Annotated in this window: 13 protein-coding genes; 9 read left to right on the top strand and 4 right to left on the bottom strand. The window is 53.5% G+C overall.

The genetic code is table 11. The features are described 5' to 3' along the window. Nucleotides 1-3 precede the first annotated feature (3 nt). The 6 genes from QEN58_RS13010 to QEN58_RS12985 all read left to right on the top strand — a co-directional run bounded on the left by QEN58_RS13010 (nucleotide 4) and on the right by QEN58_RS12985 (nucleotide 5,064). Nucleotides 4-216 carry a hypothetical protein gene (locus QEN58_RS13010; RefSeq protein WP_280104060.1) on the top strand — a complete coding sequence of 71 codons (213 nt, stop codon included), beginning with the start codon at nucleotides 4-6 and terminating at the stop codon, nucleotides 214-216. Next, nucleotides 203-412: a glutathione S-transferase C-terminal domain-containing protein gene (locus tag QEN58_RS13005; protein ID WP_280104059.1), complete on the top strand. Its 210-nt coding sequence runs from the start codon at nucleotides 203-205 to the stop codon at nucleotides 410-412. Before QEN58_RS13010 ends, QEN58_RS13005 begins: the two co-directional genes overlap by 14 nt. Before the next feature lie 584 nt (nucleotides 413-996). After that, a complete protein-coding gene (locus QEN58_RS13000) occupies nucleotides 997-2,175 on the top strand; it encodes a reverse transcriptase family protein (RefSeq protein WP_280104058.1) in 1,179 nt (392 codons plus the stop codon). A 3-nt stretch (nucleotides 2,176-2,178) separates the two neighbouring features. Further along, nucleotides 2,179-2,925, top strand: a complete 747-nt coding sequence (locus QEN58_RS12995; RefSeq protein ID WP_280104057.1) for a retron Ec48 family effector membrane protein — start codon at nucleotides 2,179-2,181, stop codon at nucleotides 2,923-2,925. Nucleotides 2,926-3,299: 374 nt separating this feature from the next. Further along, on the top strand, nucleotides 3,300-4,346 hold the full coding sequence (locus QEN58_RS12990) for a DUF4917 family protein (protein WP_280104056.1): 1,047 nt from the start codon (nucleotides 3,300-3,302) through the stop codon (nucleotides 4,344-4,346). A 352-nt stretch (nucleotides 4,347-4,698) separates the two neighbouring features. Continuing rightward, nucleotides 4,699-5,064: a hypothetical protein gene (locus QEN58_RS12985; protein WP_280104055.1), complete on the top strand. Its 366-nt coding sequence runs from the start codon at nucleotides 4,699-4,701 to the stop codon at nucleotides 5,062-5,064. A 19-nt stretch (nucleotides 5,065-5,083) separates the two neighbouring features. Here QEN58_RS12985 and recD read toward each other — a convergent pair whose 3' ends face one another. The 3 genes from recD to QEN58_RS12970 are packed head-to-tail and all read right to left on the bottom strand — an operon-like array spanning nucleotide 5,084 to nucleotide 11,534. Further along, entirely contained in the window at nucleotides 5,084-7,321 is a 2,238-nt protein-coding gene (recD, locus tag QEN58_RS12980) for an exodeoxyribonuclease V subunit alpha (RefSeq protein ID WP_425270331.1), read from the bottom strand. A 20-nt stretch (nucleotides 7,322-7,341) separates the two neighbouring features. Then, entirely contained in the window at nucleotides 7,342-11,229 is a 3,888-nt protein-coding gene (gene recB, locus QEN58_RS12975; protein ID WP_280104053.1) for an exodeoxyribonuclease V subunit beta, read from the bottom strand. Between the two features lie 11 nt (nucleotides 11,230-11,240). Then, nucleotides 11,241-11,534 carry a nucleotidyltransferase domain-containing protein gene (locus QEN58_RS12970; RefSeq protein ID WP_280104052.1) on the bottom strand — a complete coding sequence of 98 codons (294 nt, stop codon included), beginning with the start codon at nucleotides 11,532-11,534 and terminating at the stop codon, nucleotides 11,241-11,243. A 120-nt stretch (nucleotides 11,535-11,654) separates the two neighbouring features. Between QEN58_RS12970 and pncB the strand changes: the two genes are divergently transcribed. Then, the gene (gene pncB, locus QEN58_RS12965; RefSeq protein WP_280104051.1) at nucleotides 11,655-12,836 is read left to right on the top strand and encodes a nicotinate phosphoribosyltransferase; all 1,182 of its coding nucleotides are present in this window, start codon (nucleotides 11,655-11,657) and stop codon (nucleotides 12,834-12,836) included. Between the two features lie 38 nt (nucleotides 12,837-12,874). On the opposite strand, the gene recC is transcribed toward pncB, so the two are convergent. After that, nucleotides 12,875-16,513 carry an exodeoxyribonuclease V subunit gamma gene (gene recC, locus QEN58_RS12960; protein WP_280104050.1) on the bottom strand — a complete coding sequence of 1,213 codons (3,639 nt, stop codon included), beginning with the start codon at nucleotides 16,511-16,513 and terminating at the stop codon, nucleotides 12,875-12,877. A gap of 175 nt (nucleotides 16,514-16,688) precedes the next feature. On the opposite strand from recC, the gene QEN58_RS12955 reads away from it, so the two are divergent. Beyond that, a complete protein-coding gene (locus QEN58_RS12955) occupies nucleotides 16,689-17,120 on the top strand; it encodes a DUF2384 domain-containing protein (RefSeq protein ID WP_280104049.1) in 432 nt (143 codons plus the stop codon). After that, nucleotides 17,117-17,635, top strand: coding sequence for an RES family NAD+ phosphorylase (locus QEN58_RS12950; protein ID WP_280104048.1), 519 nt, complete (start codon nucleotides 17,117-17,119; stop codon nucleotides 17,633-17,635). Before QEN58_RS12955 ends, QEN58_RS12950 begins: the two co-directional genes overlap by 4 nt. Nucleotides 17,636-17,686 lie beyond the last annotated feature (51 nt).

Here is a 17,686-nt window from a genome sequence, read left to right as displayed (position 1 = left end):
TCAATGCTGATTGCTGTTTCCCTGGATAGCGTAAGCCCCAACCCGCCAATGCTGCCAGCAGCCAATCTGGCGGAAGTGCTGCACCTGGCGGGGCTGGGCCAAAACCTGATGGATGCCGCGTTCACGACCGTGATCGCTAGAAAACATTATGGCAACGAGATTGACGAGAGCGAGCTGGGGCAGCGGCGTTCGCGAGCCATTCATGGGGTTGTTTAATCAGTTGAACAGTGAGCTTGCTGAAAAACAGCAGGCTTCATCCATCAACCTGGGCGAAATTGCCATTGCGGTAGCGCTGGATTATCTAGCGTTCAGCCTGCCTGAGCTGAACTGGAAAGAAGAGTATCCGCCGATTCAGGCTTGGCATGCTGGTGTGACTGCAAGAGAGAGCTTTCAACAGACCGCATTTGTTTAGCAGAAGCGACACCAACATCTTTCTGTATACATCGCCTCGCTGCTGTGAAGCGTTTTCTTGATAGTTTCTTGTCTCTGATACTCAAAACATCGCTACCCCAGAAAGAGTTTTTGCATTAGAAGATAGCAGTGGTAGGGTGGTAATGAGGTATGTCCTTGGCCATCTATAGTAGCCTAAAGTTCAATGTACTGAATATGAGTTTCAACAAAATCAGCTGGTAATCTGAAAGTAACAAAGAAAAAAATGCCTTATTAGAGGTAAATTCTTTTTTAGAATAAAATATAATTTGACTGTATTTCATCTTTTATGTAGTCTTTTTTGTGCATAAGCGATCCGCTTATTTGCTACAACTGACGCGCTAAAACACTAAAAAAGCTCGTTATTTCGAGCGCTCATTCTTTTGAATGGGCATGCGAGGGAGGCCCCGGGACGGTGGGATCCTGACCTGGACCACCTTGTGACGGTGGGGTGCACTAAGAAAGAATGGCAGTTGTTAGTGTGTTGCGTCAGTGAAAGCAACATTTTCTTTCTGGACTCTATAGTATGAGTTGGTGCATCCCACACTTATTTAAAGAATATAAATAATGAATGACTTTAAAGTTGCTGCTGGATCCATAGCGAGCATTAAAAACTTAGCAAAATCTCTAGATGTCTCTGAAGATATGTTGTTACAAGTTTCAGAAATGCCAGATGAATCAAAATACCAAGTAAAGGAAATATTAAAGAAAAACGGGGATGTTAGAATTGTTTATAACCCTAATAAATTTGTCAGAAAACTGCAACGAAGAATAAATGTCAGGATTTTTTCTGATCCGAACATAATCGTTTGGCCTCATTTTCTTTATGGTTCTATTCCGAGTCATTTCTTTGATGGAGTGAAAATACCAAGAGACTATATTGCATGTGCCACGGTTCATTGTGAGGCACGCTCGTTGTTACAATTAGATATAGAAAATTTTTTTGACAACATTAGTTATGATATAGTTTTGGACGTTTTTAAAAAAGTATTAAAGTATTCAGATGACGTTTCAGAGCTATTAGCTAATATTTGTACTAAAGATGGTTTTTTGCCCCAGGGAGCTTTGACTTCCAGTTATTTAGCTTGCTTAAGTCTACATGATGTTGAAAATAATATTGTCAAAAGATTGAACCGTAAAGGTATGCAATATACAAGGTATGTTGACGACATAACTATATCTTCAAAAAAAAACAATAATAATTTCGATTTTGCTTTAAGAATAGTCGAAGAAATGCTTCATTCAAAAGATTTTCCTATAAATCTGGATAAGAAAAAGATTAGTTATGCAAGCTCTGAGCCTTTGACTGTCCATGGGTTGCGAGTTTCTTTTAAAACTCCTAGGTTGCCAGCCAATGAAGTCGGCAGAATTCGTGCTTCAGTAAATAGTTTGGAGAGAATGTCTAAAGAAAAAAATTATAGACAAACTCACGCTTACCGGCATGATTTTAATAAATGTATGGGGCGGGTAAATAAACTAGCAAGAGTTGGACACTCTCAGCATGAACGTTTATCTCGGAAACTTAATAGTATTTTACCTTTGCCATCAAAAAAGGACGTTCTTAGAGTCAAGAGTATGATTAGCAGGCTAGAGCAGGATTGCAAAGAGGGAAAAAGTGGAATCTGGCATGTAAAAAGATTTTATTTGGCTCATGAACGATTAAATGTTGTACAGAGAAGCTATCCAAATATTGCAGCCATTTTAAGGAAGAAATTGCATAAGATTATTCCAAAGATGGAGGGCTGATTTTTGAAAGATTTGAGTGTTAAGATTAAAAATCACCCTCTGATGAAAGGTGAGTTTCTTTTTATAACAGTTGTTTGTATTTTTATAATAGTTTTTGGTTTTATTTCTTCAGTAATTGTTTTTCTTTGGACTTTCTATGAAATTGAAGCCTATAAGCTATCCTTCTGTCTTAGTAGTTCATGCATAGGTAACTTTGCTGATAGCTTTGAATTTGTTTTTATTATACTTAAAATAACAGGTGCCTCTTTGGCTGGTATTTTCACACTTGGAACTTTAGGAGTTGCCGTTAGCAATTATGTAACTAGTAAAAAGGCTTTTGCTACAAGCAATCATATAGCGCACTTGAATATATTTAGGGAATACGTTTCATCCGAAGTCTATAAGCGAGATCTTCTTAGTGGTAAATCATTTGATGCATTGAAGTGGTACAATCTCATTTTTAATGAATCATCAGTAGGTATTTTCACAATATCAAATGATTATTATGATTTTTTGAAAAGGGTTAATAAGCAAATAGAATTTTCAAATAATTTGAAAATTCGAAAAGCGGAAGGGGGTTATAGATACACACATCATCAAACTAATATGATAGATATTTTGAGTTGCGCAGGAATTCAACTCAATCGTTTGTCTAGAATCGATTTTTATAATGTTGAAAGCCAAGTTTTTGATTTAATAGATACCATTAATTCATCATATTGTATGATTGATATGAATAGATATAATTTGGTTGAAAGATTGTATGAGTAGTTTTGAGTTGTTAGTTATTTTTTTTAAATTAAGCTGAATGGGTTTTCTTTAAGTTATAAAGTTTAAATATATTATTTTAATAAACGCTATTGGTGAGCAAAATACAGCAATGTCTTAAACGCAGATACAGCACTAGGTTATTTGTCGCGTGTAGATGCATGTTCCAATTTTTTTGACGAATTTGTTAAGTAAAAAGTTTTTGTTATTTGAGAGGATTGATCGCTACACTATATATGAATGTGCTTATATGTGTATGGTCGTTAACGTATACCCGTGATGAGGCTTAATAGAACTCTTAACTATGCACATAAAATTTACTATGATTGCGCTCTCTGATATATAACGGTTCGATAGAAAAAGGGGGTTAAATAGCAATGAAAATCGAAAATTTTAATGATGTTCTCTTATCTCGGATTAAGAATCGCGATAGGGATTTTCATTTACTGTTAGGTAACGGTTTTAGTATGGCGTACGACCCTGATATATTTTCTTACAACGCCTTACATAGTTTTATTGAAAAAATGGAAGATGAGGATTTATCAAAAATTCTTAATGTTATTGAAACTAAGAATTTTGAGCTAATAATGCAAAATTTAGATAGTTTAACTGCATTAATTGGTGCTTTTGACGGTGGCCAAGATATTAAAAATAAAATAAAAATAGCAAGTGAAAAGCTAAAAGTTAGTTTGTTGGACGCAGTCCGATCTCTTCATCCAGAGCATGTTTTTAAAGTTCCTGAAGATGAAGCGAAAGCTTGTGCAAAATTTTTGAACTTGTTTTTATCAAGAGGTGGTTCAGTTTTTTCAACAAATTATGATTTGCTTTTATATTGGATATTAATGCGATCAGAGATAGTTAACCATGTTGATGGTTGTGGACGAGAAATCCTTAACTATGAGCCTGGAATGGATCGTGATGATTTTGAATGGTCCGAGTTATTTTGGGGTAGAAACAAAAAGCGCCAAAATGTGTTTTATGTTCACGGAGCATTGCCTTTCTTTGATGCTGGCTCCGAGATTGTCAAAGAGGAGTATTCAGAATCAGCGTATTTGTTGCAAAAAATCAGTACTCGCATGGAAAGAGGAGAGTATCCAATTTTCGTTACCGCAGGTAGTGGGGATGAGAAGCTTACCCATATTATGCATAATCATTATTTATCCTTTTGCTTTGATAAACTAAGTGAAATTACAGGAACTCTTGTGACTTTTGGTTTCAATTTTGGCGAGTATGATAGGCACATTGTTGAAGCTATCAACCGCGCGGCTAAAAAAGGGCGCAAAGAATTCCCTAAGCTAGTTAGTGTATACATTGGCGTCTACTCAGAGGCAGACAAAAAGCATATAGAAGAAATAGAGCACCTCTTCATGGTAAAGGTGCGCATTTTCGACGCTAAAACAGTTGATTTATGGGGCAGAGATTAAAATATGGGTGTTCTTGTAGTCAATTACTTGTTCGATACTTCGCTAAACTCAACTGATTTTCTTCAGTTGATTAGTTGAAAATAAAGCTAATTTTTCAAATGCTCTACCCACTAACCCTCACAACCTCCCTCATCCAACAACCCACGCTTAACTTCCACCACCGTGGCCGGTCGCGGGCACAGGTGATACCGGTGTAGAGTAGCTCGCGAGAGAGGATGGGTCGGACGTTTGTTTTAGATACGGAATGGTTACTAAAAAAGTCATTAATTTACTTAATTAAAACATGATTATTCTAAATTCTTATTTATGATAATCATGTTTTAAGATGAAAATATTTTTTTGAGGAGCTTTTATGCAATACGAAACAATTGAAAGTAAGAAAATGAAAATTGATTACTTAAAGTTCGCTGTAAAGTTTTTAATGCTTACGGCAGGGGGTATGCTTACGATCTCTAGTTTTTACTTTGATGATTCAGAGCATGATTTTTTTCTGTGGTTAGCAGTTTTTTTAAGTGTTCTAGCCGCAGCGGTAGCAATGACTATAGCTGAAGGTATAATTCGTAAAATGACTCCTCAGCCCAGTTGGTCTGTCCTAGCAAAGCTTGTAAGAAAAATCCCAGATGGTACAAACGCAGAATATCTCAGGTCTACTTTATCGGGTGCTCTGATAGCTTGCTCTTGGGCTTCTTTCTTCACTTTTGTTGTTCTTTCTAGATAGTATTTTTACTAAATGGTATTTACATCTCCAACCCACTCACCCTCATAACCTCCCTAGTCACCGCATCATTCAATATCCCACGTTTGGCTTCGATCAGCGTGAGCCAGTCGCGGGCGCGGGTGATGCCGGTGTAGACCAGCTCGCGAGTCAGGATCGGGTTGGGAGTTTGCGGTAGCAACAGGGCGGTGTGCTGAAACTCCGAGCCTTGGGATTTGTGTACCGTCATCGCGAACACGGTTTCTACCGCGTGCAGGCGGGAAGGCAGCACCCAGTGAATCGGGTTTTCCGGGTCGCTGGTCGGAAAGGCGACGCGTAAAAGTGTCCTACCGGGAGTGCGTGGATCTGGCACCGCCATGGTGATGCCGATATCGCCGTTCATCAGTTTCAGACCGTAGTCATTTTGGGTGACCAGTACCGGGCGGCCTTCGAACCAGCCTTTTTCTAACGTGTGGTCGTTGCCATACAGCAGCTTTTCACGACGCAAGGTTTTGGCTATGCGCAGGTTTAAGCCTTCTACTCCCCATGGGCCTTTGCGTAGCGCACATAGCAGCTGAAAGCGGCTATAGGCGTTGAGTACTTGCTTTGCCCAGGCATCGTAAATCTCACCGTTCTCTTCAAATGCCAAGGTGGTATCGGGCCGTTCACTCGCCAGGGTATTTAGGTAGTGCTGGTAGCCGGTGGGCGGTGCAATCGGCTCGGCCGTGAAATTGGTGCGGCCTTCGCCTGCATTGGGAAAACGTTCCGGGCTGCCGGTGATCACCAGGCGCTCTAGGGCGCTGTCTTCGTTTTGCGCGTCAGGCTTCAACACTAGGTGGTGCAGGTCGGCGTAGCCGTTATTCAGTACGCCATGCACGGCTTGGTGTTTATCCCGTTCCCGCAATGCCTCACTTAGCGGCTGGTTAATCGCCTGGGCGAGCTGGCCAATGCCGCTTGTTTCAGTAAAACGGTGGCTTACCCGCAGCATGGTAATGGCTTGATCCAGCGGCTGGCCGTTGGGGTCGATTAATGTTTCTGGCAGCGGGTGGTCGGTGAGTTCGGCCAGCCACTGCGCCGTGGCGGGTGTGTAGTGGGCCGCGTCGGCGCGGCGGCACAGGTCGCCCAGCACGGCGCCTGCTTCCACGGATGCCAGCTGGTCTTTATCCCCCAGCAGCACCAGCTTGGCGCTGGCGGGCAGGGCGCTTAGCAGCGCCGTCATCATTTCGATATCCACCATCGAGGCTTCATCCACCACCAGCACATCCAGCGCCAGCGGGTTGGCGGCGTTGTGGCGGAAGTGGCGGGTGTCGGCGCGGGCGCCCAGTAGCCTGTGGATCGTGGTCACTTCCGTCGGAATGTCTATTGCCTTCGATGAGGAAGCGGCTGAGTGCTCATCTAATAGCGATTCCAACCCGCTAACGGGTAGGTCATTCACCTGCCCGGCGATGGATTCATTCAGCCGTGCGGCGGCTTTGCCGGTAGGGGCGGCCAGGCGAATGCGCAGCGGATGGGCGTTGGGCTGGGCCAGTTGCAGGGTTTGCAACAGGGCAAGCAGGCGCACCACGGTGGTGGTTTTGCCGGTACCGGGGCCGCCGGTGATGATCGCGAACGGGCTGCGGGCAGCAAGTGCGCAGGCGGTTTTTTGCCAATCTAGCTTTTCAGTGGCGGGGAATAATGCATCCAGCGCGCTTTTGAGTAGTGGCGATTGCGCCGAGTGACCGGTGCTGAGCCGCGCAGCGATTTCATGATGCAGGGTTTGCTCGAACTGCCAGTAGCGGCGCAGGTAGAGCCGGGTAGTGAGCGAGGAGTCGCTTTTCACCAGGGGCGTATTGCCGGGGCCGTCGCTGATCAGCGTGGGGTGGTTGAGCGCGGCCTGCCACTCGGGCAGCGTTAGCGTGGCCAGCACATGGCTGGGCAGCGGTGGCGGGTCGTTCAGGTCGTCGCCTTCCGGCGGCAGCGAAAGCGCAAAATCCGGCGCTTCCAGGGTGGCGGCTACATCCAGGCAAACATGGCCACGGCCGAGCTGGTGGCTGGCCAGCGCTGCGCCTAGCAACAGTAGCGGCGGGGCGTTCTGGGTTTCGCGGTCGAGAAAGCGCACCAGGGCCAAATCCAGATCCCGCAGCCAGCCACGGGAAACCCAGCGTTCACACAGTAGGAATAGCGCGGCGGTGTCGCTTAGCGCAGGGTGCGGCTGGGCGACTGATTCTGTCGGTGGCGTTACCGGTGCGGTTGAATCGGGTGCAGCGGGCGGCGCGTCATCGGCGAACAGGTCTAGGTTCATAGATTGTGTGTCTCTATTACTCATACCACCGCCTCTAGGCCTGTTTCTGATACTGCATCTGCTGCCGTGCCTGCAAAGAGCGCATCCAGCACTTCAATCAGCGCGACTGGCGCGGGCACGGCGTGTACGCCCCGGGCGGTGGTGCGGCTGCCGCGCAGAAATACCGTCATCGAGCCGCCCAGGTGTTGGTGCGGGTCGTAGTCGGGCAGGCGCGCTTTGAGTAACCGGTGAAGGGCGAGCATATACAGCGCCGCTTGCAGATCGTAGCGTTTTTCGAGCATGGCGGTGCGTAGGGCGTCGGTGGTGTAGGCGCTGTCGTCGCTGCCCAGATAGTTGGATTTCCAGTCGAGCACATAGAAGCGGCCTTCATGCTCAAAGGCGAGATCGATAAAGCCCTTGAGCATGCCGTTGAGTGTGTCGGCATCCAATACGGGGCGCGATACCCCTGGCAGTAAGTGGTCACTGACCAGCTCATCCAACTTGCGTGTTTGTACCTGATGCGCGGCAAACCAGAACTCCAGTTCCACCTGATAGCTGTCGAGTTCACGTAGCGCCACCTGACTGCCCTCGCTTGGCTGTGATGGGGCCTGTGACAGAAGTTGGGGCAAGGGAAGCGGCGTGGCGAGCAGTTCTTCCAGCCAGCCTGCCAGGGTGTCGTGCCATGCCTGCCAGCCGCGCAGCTGCACGCGCCGCCGCAGCATGTCTTCCCGGGCGGCGGGGTCTTTTAGCGCATTGTTAAAGCCTAGCTGGCCCGCCCACTCTAAAAGCCCGTGCAGAAAGGTGCCGGGGCCGGGGCCACGCGGAAAGCGGTGCAGGTGAAACGCTTCGGTGTTGATGGCGTTGTCATGGGGTTCGTCCAGCACTTCCAGGGTGGTGGCTTCCTGGGGCGTGGTGGGTTCCGGCGCGGGCGTTGGCTGCGCCGCGTCTGGCATTGCTTCTGAAACAGCCCCAGAGGTACGCAGCGCCGAGTAGCTGGCGATCCACCACTGTTCACGGGCGGGGCGCAGCGGGGTGCGGGCGTGGCCCAGTGCCTGCTGTTCCGGCGCTGGGGTAAAGCGCAGCGCGGTGGGTTCCGGGGCGGCACTTAGCTTAATGTCGCTACCTTCCACGAGTTCGCCTAGCGCTTGGGTAAACGCACTGGGGGCGATGGCCTTGCCGCCGTTGATCAGATGGCCGATGGCACTGTTCTCGCTGCTTTTTAGCGGTGCCAGCCCAAGCCACGTGGCGTGGCGGGCGCGGGTGAGCGCGACGTAGAGCTTGCGCAGGTCTTCGCCCAGCCGTTCGCGGTCGGCGGTGACCAGCGTGGCTTCATCGGCGCTTAGGCTGAGCTGCAGCGTGCCGTCGCTATCGTGCCAGCGCAGCGGCAGGTCGGTGTCGCTGACCGGGCGGTGGTTGGCGATAAACGGCAGAAACACCAGCGGGTACTCCAGCCCCTTGGATTTGTGAATGGTCACTACCTTGACCAAATCGGCGTCGCTCTCCAGGCGCAGCTTGTGGCTGTCGCCGTGGCTATCCGGGTCGGCAATGGCTTCGGCCAGAAAGCGAATCAGTGCGTGTTCGCCATCCAGTTCCTGGCTGGCGTGTTGCAGCATTTCACCCAGGTGGAGCAGGTCGGTTAGCAAACGCTCACCCTCGGCGAACTCGCCCAGCAGCCGTGCGGCGATATCAAAATCGACCATCAATCGGCGCACCAGCGGCAGCACGCCCTGGCGCTGCCATAGGCGGTGGTAGTCGCTGAACTGCTCGACCCGTGCTTCCCAAGCCAGCTCGCTCTGGTTGAGGTGATCAAGCTCCTCAAGGCAGAGTCCCATCACCGGTGTGGCGAGTGCGGCGCGCAGTTTGGCTTCCGCTTGGCGCGAGTTGGCCTGGGGCTCGGCGCAGGCGCGCAGCCAAATGGCCAGCTGTGGGGCAATGGGGGAACTGAACACCTTATCGTGATCGGAAAGGTAGACGCTCTTGATGCCCCGGCTGGCCAGCGCCAGTCGAATCGCCCGCGCTTCCTGCAGGCCGTTGACCAGCACGGCCATGTCCGAGGGGGCCAGCGGAGTGAGTAGTTGCTCTCCGTTATCGCAGCTGTCATCAGCGGCCTTAGTAAAGCCCGCTTGCTGTTTTCGGCCTGCTTCCAGTAGCGCGGCCATGTGCGAGGCGCAGCGCTCGGCCATCTCGGTTTGGTAGGCGGTTTTGGAGAGCGGCTCGTCGCTTTCCAGGGGCCACAGGGTCATCGCGGGTAGCGGTTGGCCGTTGAGCACCAACGTGTCCTTGGTGCCTTTGGCGTTGACGGGGTTGAATGGCAGCGGATTTTGGCCGCCCTCGGCACGGAACAGAAAGGCGCCGGCATCGTGCTGGTCGGCGTAGCTGAAGCAGTGGTTGACCGCCGCTACCATGGCGCGGCTGGAGCGGAAGTTGGTACCCAGCGTGACGTGGCGGCCATCGGTGTCGTGGCGGGCCTGCAGGTAGGTGAAAATATCCGCGCCGCGAAAGGCGTAGATCGCCTGTTTGGGGTCGCCAATCAGCAGGATGGCGCTGTCGCGGCGGGGCGTTGCGACGTCATACACGGCGTTGAAGATGCGGTACTGGATCGGGTCGGTATCCTGGAACTCGTCGATCAGTGCCACGGGGAACTGGCGCTGGATCTGCGCGGCCAGGGCCTCTTTGTTGGGGCCTTTGAGGGCGCGATCCAGATGGGTGAGCAGGTCGTTGGGCCCCATCTCGGCGCGGCGTTCCTGTTCGCGTTCCAGCCGGGCGCGGCACCACTGTACGGCGTGAATCAGTAGGTCGTTTCGCGGCTCGGGCAGGGCATCCAGCGCTTGCGGTAGTTGTGCCAGCGCTTGCCAGGCTTGCGGGCAGGGCGGTGCGCCCTCTTTCCAGATATCGGCCAAGCCGTCGGGCGTCATGCGTTTCCAGGCGGCGTCGGTGAGCGCGGGGCGGTCGGCCTCCGTGTCGCACCACTCGCGTAGGGCGCCTAGCCAGTTGGCGCGGCTTTTGGCGTTGAAGCTCTGGCCCTTGAAGGCTTTACGTTTGGCGGCGTCTTCCAGGGCGGGCACCAGTTCGTCGAGCCAGGCGGCCCAGGGGGCTTTGAGTTCGCTGAGCTGGGCGGCGCGTTCAGCCTGGGTGGCGGCCAGGGTCTCGCTGGGCGCGGGCTTTGCGTCGCCCAGCGCTTCGCTTTCGGGCAGTAGCCGTTGCAGCGGTGCGTGCAGGTCGTCCGGTGATTTCCAGTAGCGGGTGACAATGCCGAGGGCGTCGCTGTCCAGCGGATAGTAGAAGCTGCGCCAGTAGTCGCGCACCACTTCCTGTTCGAGTTCGCGCTGGTCGTTTTCCAGGTTGAGGGAGAACAGGCTGCCGCTGTCGAAGGCGTGTTCGCGCAGCATGCGGTAACACCAGCTGTGGATGGTGGAAACCGCGGCTTCGTCCATCCATTCGGCAGCCAGTGCCAAGCGCCGCGAGCAGGCGGGCCAGGTGGCAGGGGCGTATTGGTCGCGGAGTTCTAGGAGCAACGGATCTAATGCAACCGGGGCTTCCTCGGCGGCAAGCCTACGTGGAGGCGCTGTGAACCCATCCGTGGGCGCTACATTCAACATCCCTGTTGAATGACCTCCACTACGGCTTGCCCCCGGCGCCACTCCTTCTACGTCCTCAGCTCGAAATACTTCTGCTGCTTCTACCAGCCGATTGCGGATACGTTCGCGGAGCTCTTGGGTGGCGGCGTTGGTGAAGGTAACGACCAGGATTTCCGGTGGCGTGAGCGGGCGTACAAATCCCGTATCGTCGTCAACGCTATGGCCACCGAGTACCAAACGCACATAAAGCAGGGCGATGGTGAAGGTTTTGCCGGTGCCAGCACTGGCCTCTATCAGTCGGCTGCCGTGGAGCGGGAGGCTCAATGGATTGAGGGGGGCGGGCTGGCTCATGACGTATCCTTCTAATCAATAGGCAGAGCTTCAGCTAAGGCTTTCGCCTGGCGCGGGCTTGGTTCATCGGACGGATCATAGGTGACAATGTTAACCGGCAGCTTAAGATATTCTTCTAGAATGCTTTTGAGTTCGTCACAAGAAAGCTCGGAGATCTCTGTCTTGGAGGTCAATAATAGATCAACACTGCCGCCTCGCTTGGTATCATCAAGTCGTGAACCGAAGACAAGAACTTCCACATCAGCATCAATGTACTCTTCTACCCCGGAGAGAATGATCGCTCGATGTGTTTGAGTAATACGCATGAAGTCAGCTCCTTAACTGTATGACTGCCCCGCCACCTGATAATCTTATCGCCGAGCCACTTTAGGTGCATTTTAGTTTACGCTACCGGCGGCTTCGGTTCACTCTAACGATGGGATCTCATGCTGACATCGCTGCTGGATAATGACTTCTATAAGATCACGATGCAGAACGCCGTGATCAAACGCTTTCCTTATGCCCATGCGCGCTACGCTTTTATCAACCGTGGCGAGCACGATTTTCCTGAAGGCTTCGGTGCCGCGCTGCGCCGCGAAGTCGATCAGATGGCGGAACTTCGCCTGCGCGATGAAGAGAAGCGCTACCTCGAAACGACGTGCCCTTATCTCGACCCTACCTACCTCGACTTCCTCGCCGGGTTTCACTACAACCCCAGCGAGGTGATTATCGAGCAGCAGGGGAGCGACCTTTCGGTGATCATCGAAGGGCCTTGGTATCGCACCATTCTCTGGGAAGTGCCGCTGATGGCGTTGATCAGCGAGCTTTGGTATCGCGTGCGCGGTGTAACGATCACGCCTGAAGCCGATGCGTTGATTGAGCAGCGCGCCCAGGAGAAGATCGAACTCTACCGCCGCTTAGGGCTGAAAATTGCCGAGTTCGGTACCCGGCGGCGCTTCTCGTTTGACGTTCACGACCGCGTGGTGGGCGCACTTGGTCACTATGGTGGCGAGGCGTTCAGCGGCACCAGCAATGTGTTGCTGGCCATGCGTCACGGGGTTAAGCCAATCGGCACCCACGCCCATGAGTGGTTTATGTTCCACGGTGCCCGCTTTGGTTTCAAAATGGCCAATAGTCTTGCGCTGGAGCACTGGGTGGATGTCTACCGCGGCGACTTAGGTATCGCCTTGACGGATACCTTTACCTCCAAGGCCTTTTACGACAGCTTCGATAAGAAGTTTGCCAAGCTGTTCGATGGCGTTCGCCACGACAGCGGCGACCCTTTCGAGTTTGCCTCCCAGACTATCGCGCACTATGAACGCCTGGGCATCAATCCGCTGAGCAAGACGATTATCTTCTCAGATGCGCTGACGCCGGAGCGGGTCGAGCGTATCCAGGCTTTTTGTCAGGATCGCATCGGGATGGCGTTCGGTATCGGCACTAACTTCACCAACGATGTGGGCGTTGAGCCGATGAACATGGTGATCAAGATGGTCGAAGCGCGCCCCGAGGGGCAGGGCTGGCTACCGGTGATCAAACTTTCCGATGTGGCGGAAAAGAACACCGGCGACCCGGAGATGATCTCGCTGGCAAAGCGCATTTTGGCGTTGAATGGGAAGCGTGATTAGCGTTTGAGGTAGACCCCCTAGCGCCGAGTGCGGCTTAGTCATCCCTTTACCGCACTGTGCAACGGCGCGTAGAGCGCTTCGCTCAGCGTGGCGAAGCTGTGGCCGAGGGCACGCTCGTTGAATAGCTTTTCGAAGCTAGGCCATTGGTGAGAGAGGTAGGCGCTTTGGGCGACTTCGCCGGTCTGGAAGCGGCCGCCTTCGTAGGCGGTTTCGGCGGCGGCGTAGGCGTCGCTATCGTTCTCACTGTCAGGCGTGCCAAGCTTAGCCAGCCAAGCGAAAGCGGCTTGCGGAGCCAGCGGTAGCGGTGCCTGCATGCCATCGCACCAGGCGCTGAGTAGGGCATCTAGCTGGTAGCGGGCATTCTCGGTCTCTAACGGTTCCAGGCGCACATGGCCGGCTTTGGAAAGTAGCTGGGTGGTCATTGGGTGCTCACTATTGCCCGCCAGATGCGCGACCCAGGGCCGCAGCAGATGCTGCCAGCGGTACTGACCACGGCCACGCCCCTGGCTGACCAAGCTGCTGCTGAGCAGTAACAGGCGGCAGCGGTTGCCCGCCTCATCCTGACGCAGTTCTCCCAGCCAGTCCTCCAGCGTTATCTGTCCTTCTGCGCTTTCAGCGCTTTCAGCTCTTTCAACAGCAACATGCACCGCCTGTGGCGCGGCTACCACATGTGGCCACTCTTGCAGTGCCTCTTCGTAGGCGCCGAATAGTGCTTCCATCGGTTCCGCCAGCGCTTCACGCATCCGCTCGCCGAAGGCGCCCACGGCCAGCACGCCCTGGCCTTTAAAGCGTTCCAGTGCGGCATGCAGCGCTTCCACTCGCGGCTGGCCGTTATCCACGGCATGGCGCTGGGCGGCGATTAATTGATCCTGCAACTGCCAGTTCTGTAGCCCGTCCAGGGTGAAGGGCTCGACATCCAGTTGGGTAAGCTCTTCCTGCTCGAAATAGACCCCCAGGCGGGTGTTGAAAAATGCCTTCGCAGGGTCGCGTAGAAAGCTGCCCAGCTGATTCAGGGTTAGTGTGCTCTGCTGTTCACTGTCTGCCTTTAGCGCTGGTGACTTTGCGCCTTGGGTACTTTCGCCGTTAGAGGTATGCAGGGCGTGCCACTCGTGAGCATACGTAAACAGCCGTGCCTGGGCGGGTGAGTCGCTGGGTGGTTCAGTAAAGTAGCGGCGGCTAAACGGCTGCAGCGGGTGTTCGGTCGTTAACGCTTCCAGCAGCGGCTCGCCGTTTTTCGTGTGCCAGCCCGCTTCCAGGTGGTCACGTAACTGGCCGACCAGCACCGAGGGCGGCATGGGGTTGTTGTCGATCTGGCTGCGGCCCACCCAACTGATATAGAGCTGTTGGCGGGCGGAAAGCAGCGCTTCCAGAAACAGGTAGCGGTCGTCTTCGCGCCGTGAGCGGTCGCCGGGGCGGTAGTCACTGCCCATCAGGTCAAAATCCAGCGGCGGCTGCGAGCGCGGGTACTCGCCATCGTTCATGCCCAGCAGGCACACGTGTTTGAAGGGAATAGCCCGCATCGGCATCAAGGTGGCGAAGTTGACCGCACCCGCAAGAAAGCGCTGGGAAAGGCTGTGTTCGTCGATTTGCCCCAGCCAGTGTTCGCGCACCATGGAGAGCGGCAGGGGATCAACAAGCGCGGCTTCTTCGGTGCTGTCCAGCAACTGCTGGAGTGCGGTTTCCAGCTTGGTGAGCATGACGCTTTCCTGGGCGTCGTCGGTCAGGAAGTAGGTTTCCAGCAGCTCGCGCAGCCGGGCCACCCAGGTGGCGGTATCGGTGGGCTGGCAGAAGGTTTCCCAAGTGCTTTCCAGCTTCTCCAGCAGATTTGCCAGCGGACCTGCCAGGGAAGCTTCCAGCCCGCCAATATCGTCGAATGGCTCAATGCCTTGCCATGCCTCTGCACTGCCCACGGTGTAACCCAGCAGCAGTCGGCGCAGGCCAAAGGCCCAGGTGTTCTGGGTTAGCCCTTCGGGTAGGTCGAGTCGGGTGCGCTGCTCGGCATTGAGCCCCCAGCGGATGCCCGCGCCCTCGATCCAGCGGCTGAGGGTGGGCAGGTCGTGTTCATCGATGCCAAAGCGGGTGCGCAGCGCGGGGACTTCCAGCAAGTCGAGTAGATCGCTTACCGAGAGGCGCAGTTCCGGCAGGCGCAGAAGTTTTTCCAGGGCGATCATCATCGGCAGGCGGTGGCGGCTGGCCTGATCCGAAAGGGTATATGGGATGTAGCGTGGGTCATCGGGTCTCGCATTGGCGTTATAGCTACCGAAAGCGGCGCGGTACTGTCCGAACACGGCTTCTATGTGCGGCGCATAGCGGTCGATATCGGGCACCATGACGATGATATCCCGCGGGCGCAGCTCCGGGTCGGCGCTGAACGCCGCCAGTAGCTGGTCGTGAAGAATCTCCACTTCCCGCTGGGGGCCGTGGGCGATATGGAACACGATGGAGTCATCGCTGGTCGGGTCGAGCGCGGGCCAGTGGGTTTGGGTTTCCGCGACCGGGCGCAGCTCGCGGATATCGTCCTGTAGCTGGCTGAGCAGGCAGTTGTGCTCTTCGCCGCTGAAGGGTTCGAACATGTCGATGCGCAACGCCTGCTGCTCAAATAGGGTTTGGTAGTTGCCTGCATCGTCGTGCTCGTCGAGCAGGCGCAGATAGTCGCGCCCCTGTTTGCCCCAGGCGGCCAGCAGCGGCTGGGCGTGCAGGTGCAGGGCGTCGTCGACATCGCCGGTGCCCAATACATCCAAAGTGTCGGGCATGCCGACCTTGCGCCGCTGGCGGTAGCGGCTGGCGCGCAGCAGGTCTTTATGCTCGATGATATCCGCCCAGTAGTACTGGCAGGGGTTGTGCACGCAGAGCACGATCTGGCAGCAGCGCGATAGCGCCGCCAGTGCTTCTAACATCTGTTGCGGCAGCGATGAGATGCCGAAAATGATCAATCGCCGGGGCAATCCGTTCGGGCAGTCCTGACCTTCAAGCTGAACGGCGGCGTCCAGAAAGCGGCTGTGTACCTGGGCACGGCTGCTGTTAAGGCCTGCGTCGCCTAGATTATTGGCCACATCGTCGCGCAGTGCGCGCCACAGTTCTGGCTGCCACATTTGGTGTGCTTCCAGCGGGCGGGCTTCGCCACGGGCGGTGATGAGTACGTCGTTACCCTTCGCCCAGGCGTCCAGCCAGTCGGCGCGATACACCTGGTACTGGTCGAACAGATCCGCCAGCCGCTCGGCCAGTTGGTAGTGCTTGCGTTGGTCGCGATCGACTTCCAAAAAGCGCGCCAGCGGTGCAAAAGCTTCCTGCTCGGCAAGGCTGGGCAACAGGCGCAGAAGGCGCCATATCAACCGTGACTTATCAAACGGCGAGGTTTCGGGCACCGCTTGGTCGTCGTGGGTTAGCTGCGTAAGCACTGTGCGGTAGGCCTGCCATAGAAAGCGCGCAGGCAGCGTAACGTTCAATGCTGCGGCAATGCCTGCACCGCCTTGGGCCGGGTCTTCTGCTAGCGCCAGTTTTAGCCACTGCCCAATGCCGTTGCTCTGCACCAGAATGGTCTCGTTCTCCAGCGGCGAGAGCGGGTGTCGGCGCATCCACTCCACCGCCAAACCGCGCAAATCTTCCAGGCGATTGGCATGCACCACCATAAAGCCGGGCGTTAGCGGCGTTTGCGTGAGCAGAGAGTTTGCAGACATGCACGATTCCTTAATGGATGGTGCCTCACGGCGGTGGCGGGGCGACTAAGTGTATGGTGCCATAAGTTTAGTTCTGAAGCTTGAAACCCTAGCGTCCTGTTTGATAGATGCTATGATGAATATATGATGCATATAGGTTGTATTTTGGTTGTGTAAGCGTAGCAGGAGGTTTCTGATGGCAATGGGCAATGTAAAAGAATCACTTAATGAGCCTTCCGGTTATCTGGTGCCTGATTCGTTCGAGCGGTTTTTGGCTGACTTGAAGGCCGTTGCTCGAGAAGAGCGCCACCCATTAATTAACCCGAAGTTGTTTGCCAGTGCATTGAGCATCGATATTCAAACGCTTGCTAGTCAAGCGCACGTTCATCGTACGACGATCTCACGTGCCCAGGGGGCAGAAAAACTCCAACGTTATCTGCGTGATGCACTCCGTGTGCTCGGCGCCGCGGCGGATATTAATGGTGACTTCCATGACGCCCTGTTTTGGTTTCGCAATGAGCCGCTGAGTGCGTTTGACTATAAAACACCCGAGCAACTCGTGAGTGAAGGGCGCTCAAATGACCTTCTGCGCTATGTTCAGTCGCTGCAAGCAGGTGTGGCGGGATGATATTGCTGCCAGAGCTGAAAACTCAGGCATACCGGGTACATGTTCCACGCTGGGCGTTTTCTCCTACGAGTGGGGCCGGTGCGAGAGAGTATGGCGGGCGGCTGAACCGGGTTGGTGTAGATGCGTTATATCTTTCACTTGAGGAGCAAACAGCGTTAGCTGAGTACAAGCAGCTTTCTGCATTGATGCCGCCTGGGCTGATTGTCAGCTATACGGTCAGCGTAACTAATATTGTCGATTTTCGATCAGGCTATCACTCAAAATGGGACAGCCTGTGGCAAGAGCTCAGCTGTGACTGGCGTAAGTATTGGTTTAATCAACGTATTGAGCCGCCGAGCTGGCTATTAGGCGATATGGCGTTGGAGCAAGGTGCTAAGGGGATACTTTTTCCTTCGTTGGCATGCGGCTTAGGCATAAACCTTGTGCTCTATACCGAAACGCTAACAGAAAGCGATACATTAGAGGTCTATGATCCCCAGGGCGATTTGCCGCGTGATGGGCGCTCCTGGCAGTAATTGCTTTAAATAAGCTTACTTATACGCCCTCTTCTCTTGCGCGAACGCCGT

It is taken from the genome of Halomonas alkaliantarctica, from assembly GCF_029854215.1.
GTDB classification, from domain to species: domain Bacteria; phylum Pseudomonadota; class Gammaproteobacteria; order Pseudomonadales; family Halomonadaceae; genus Vreelandella; species Vreelandella alkaliantarctica_A.
Note: the sequence above shows the minus strand (reverse complement) of the source record. Positions and strands in the feature narration are given on the sequence as shown.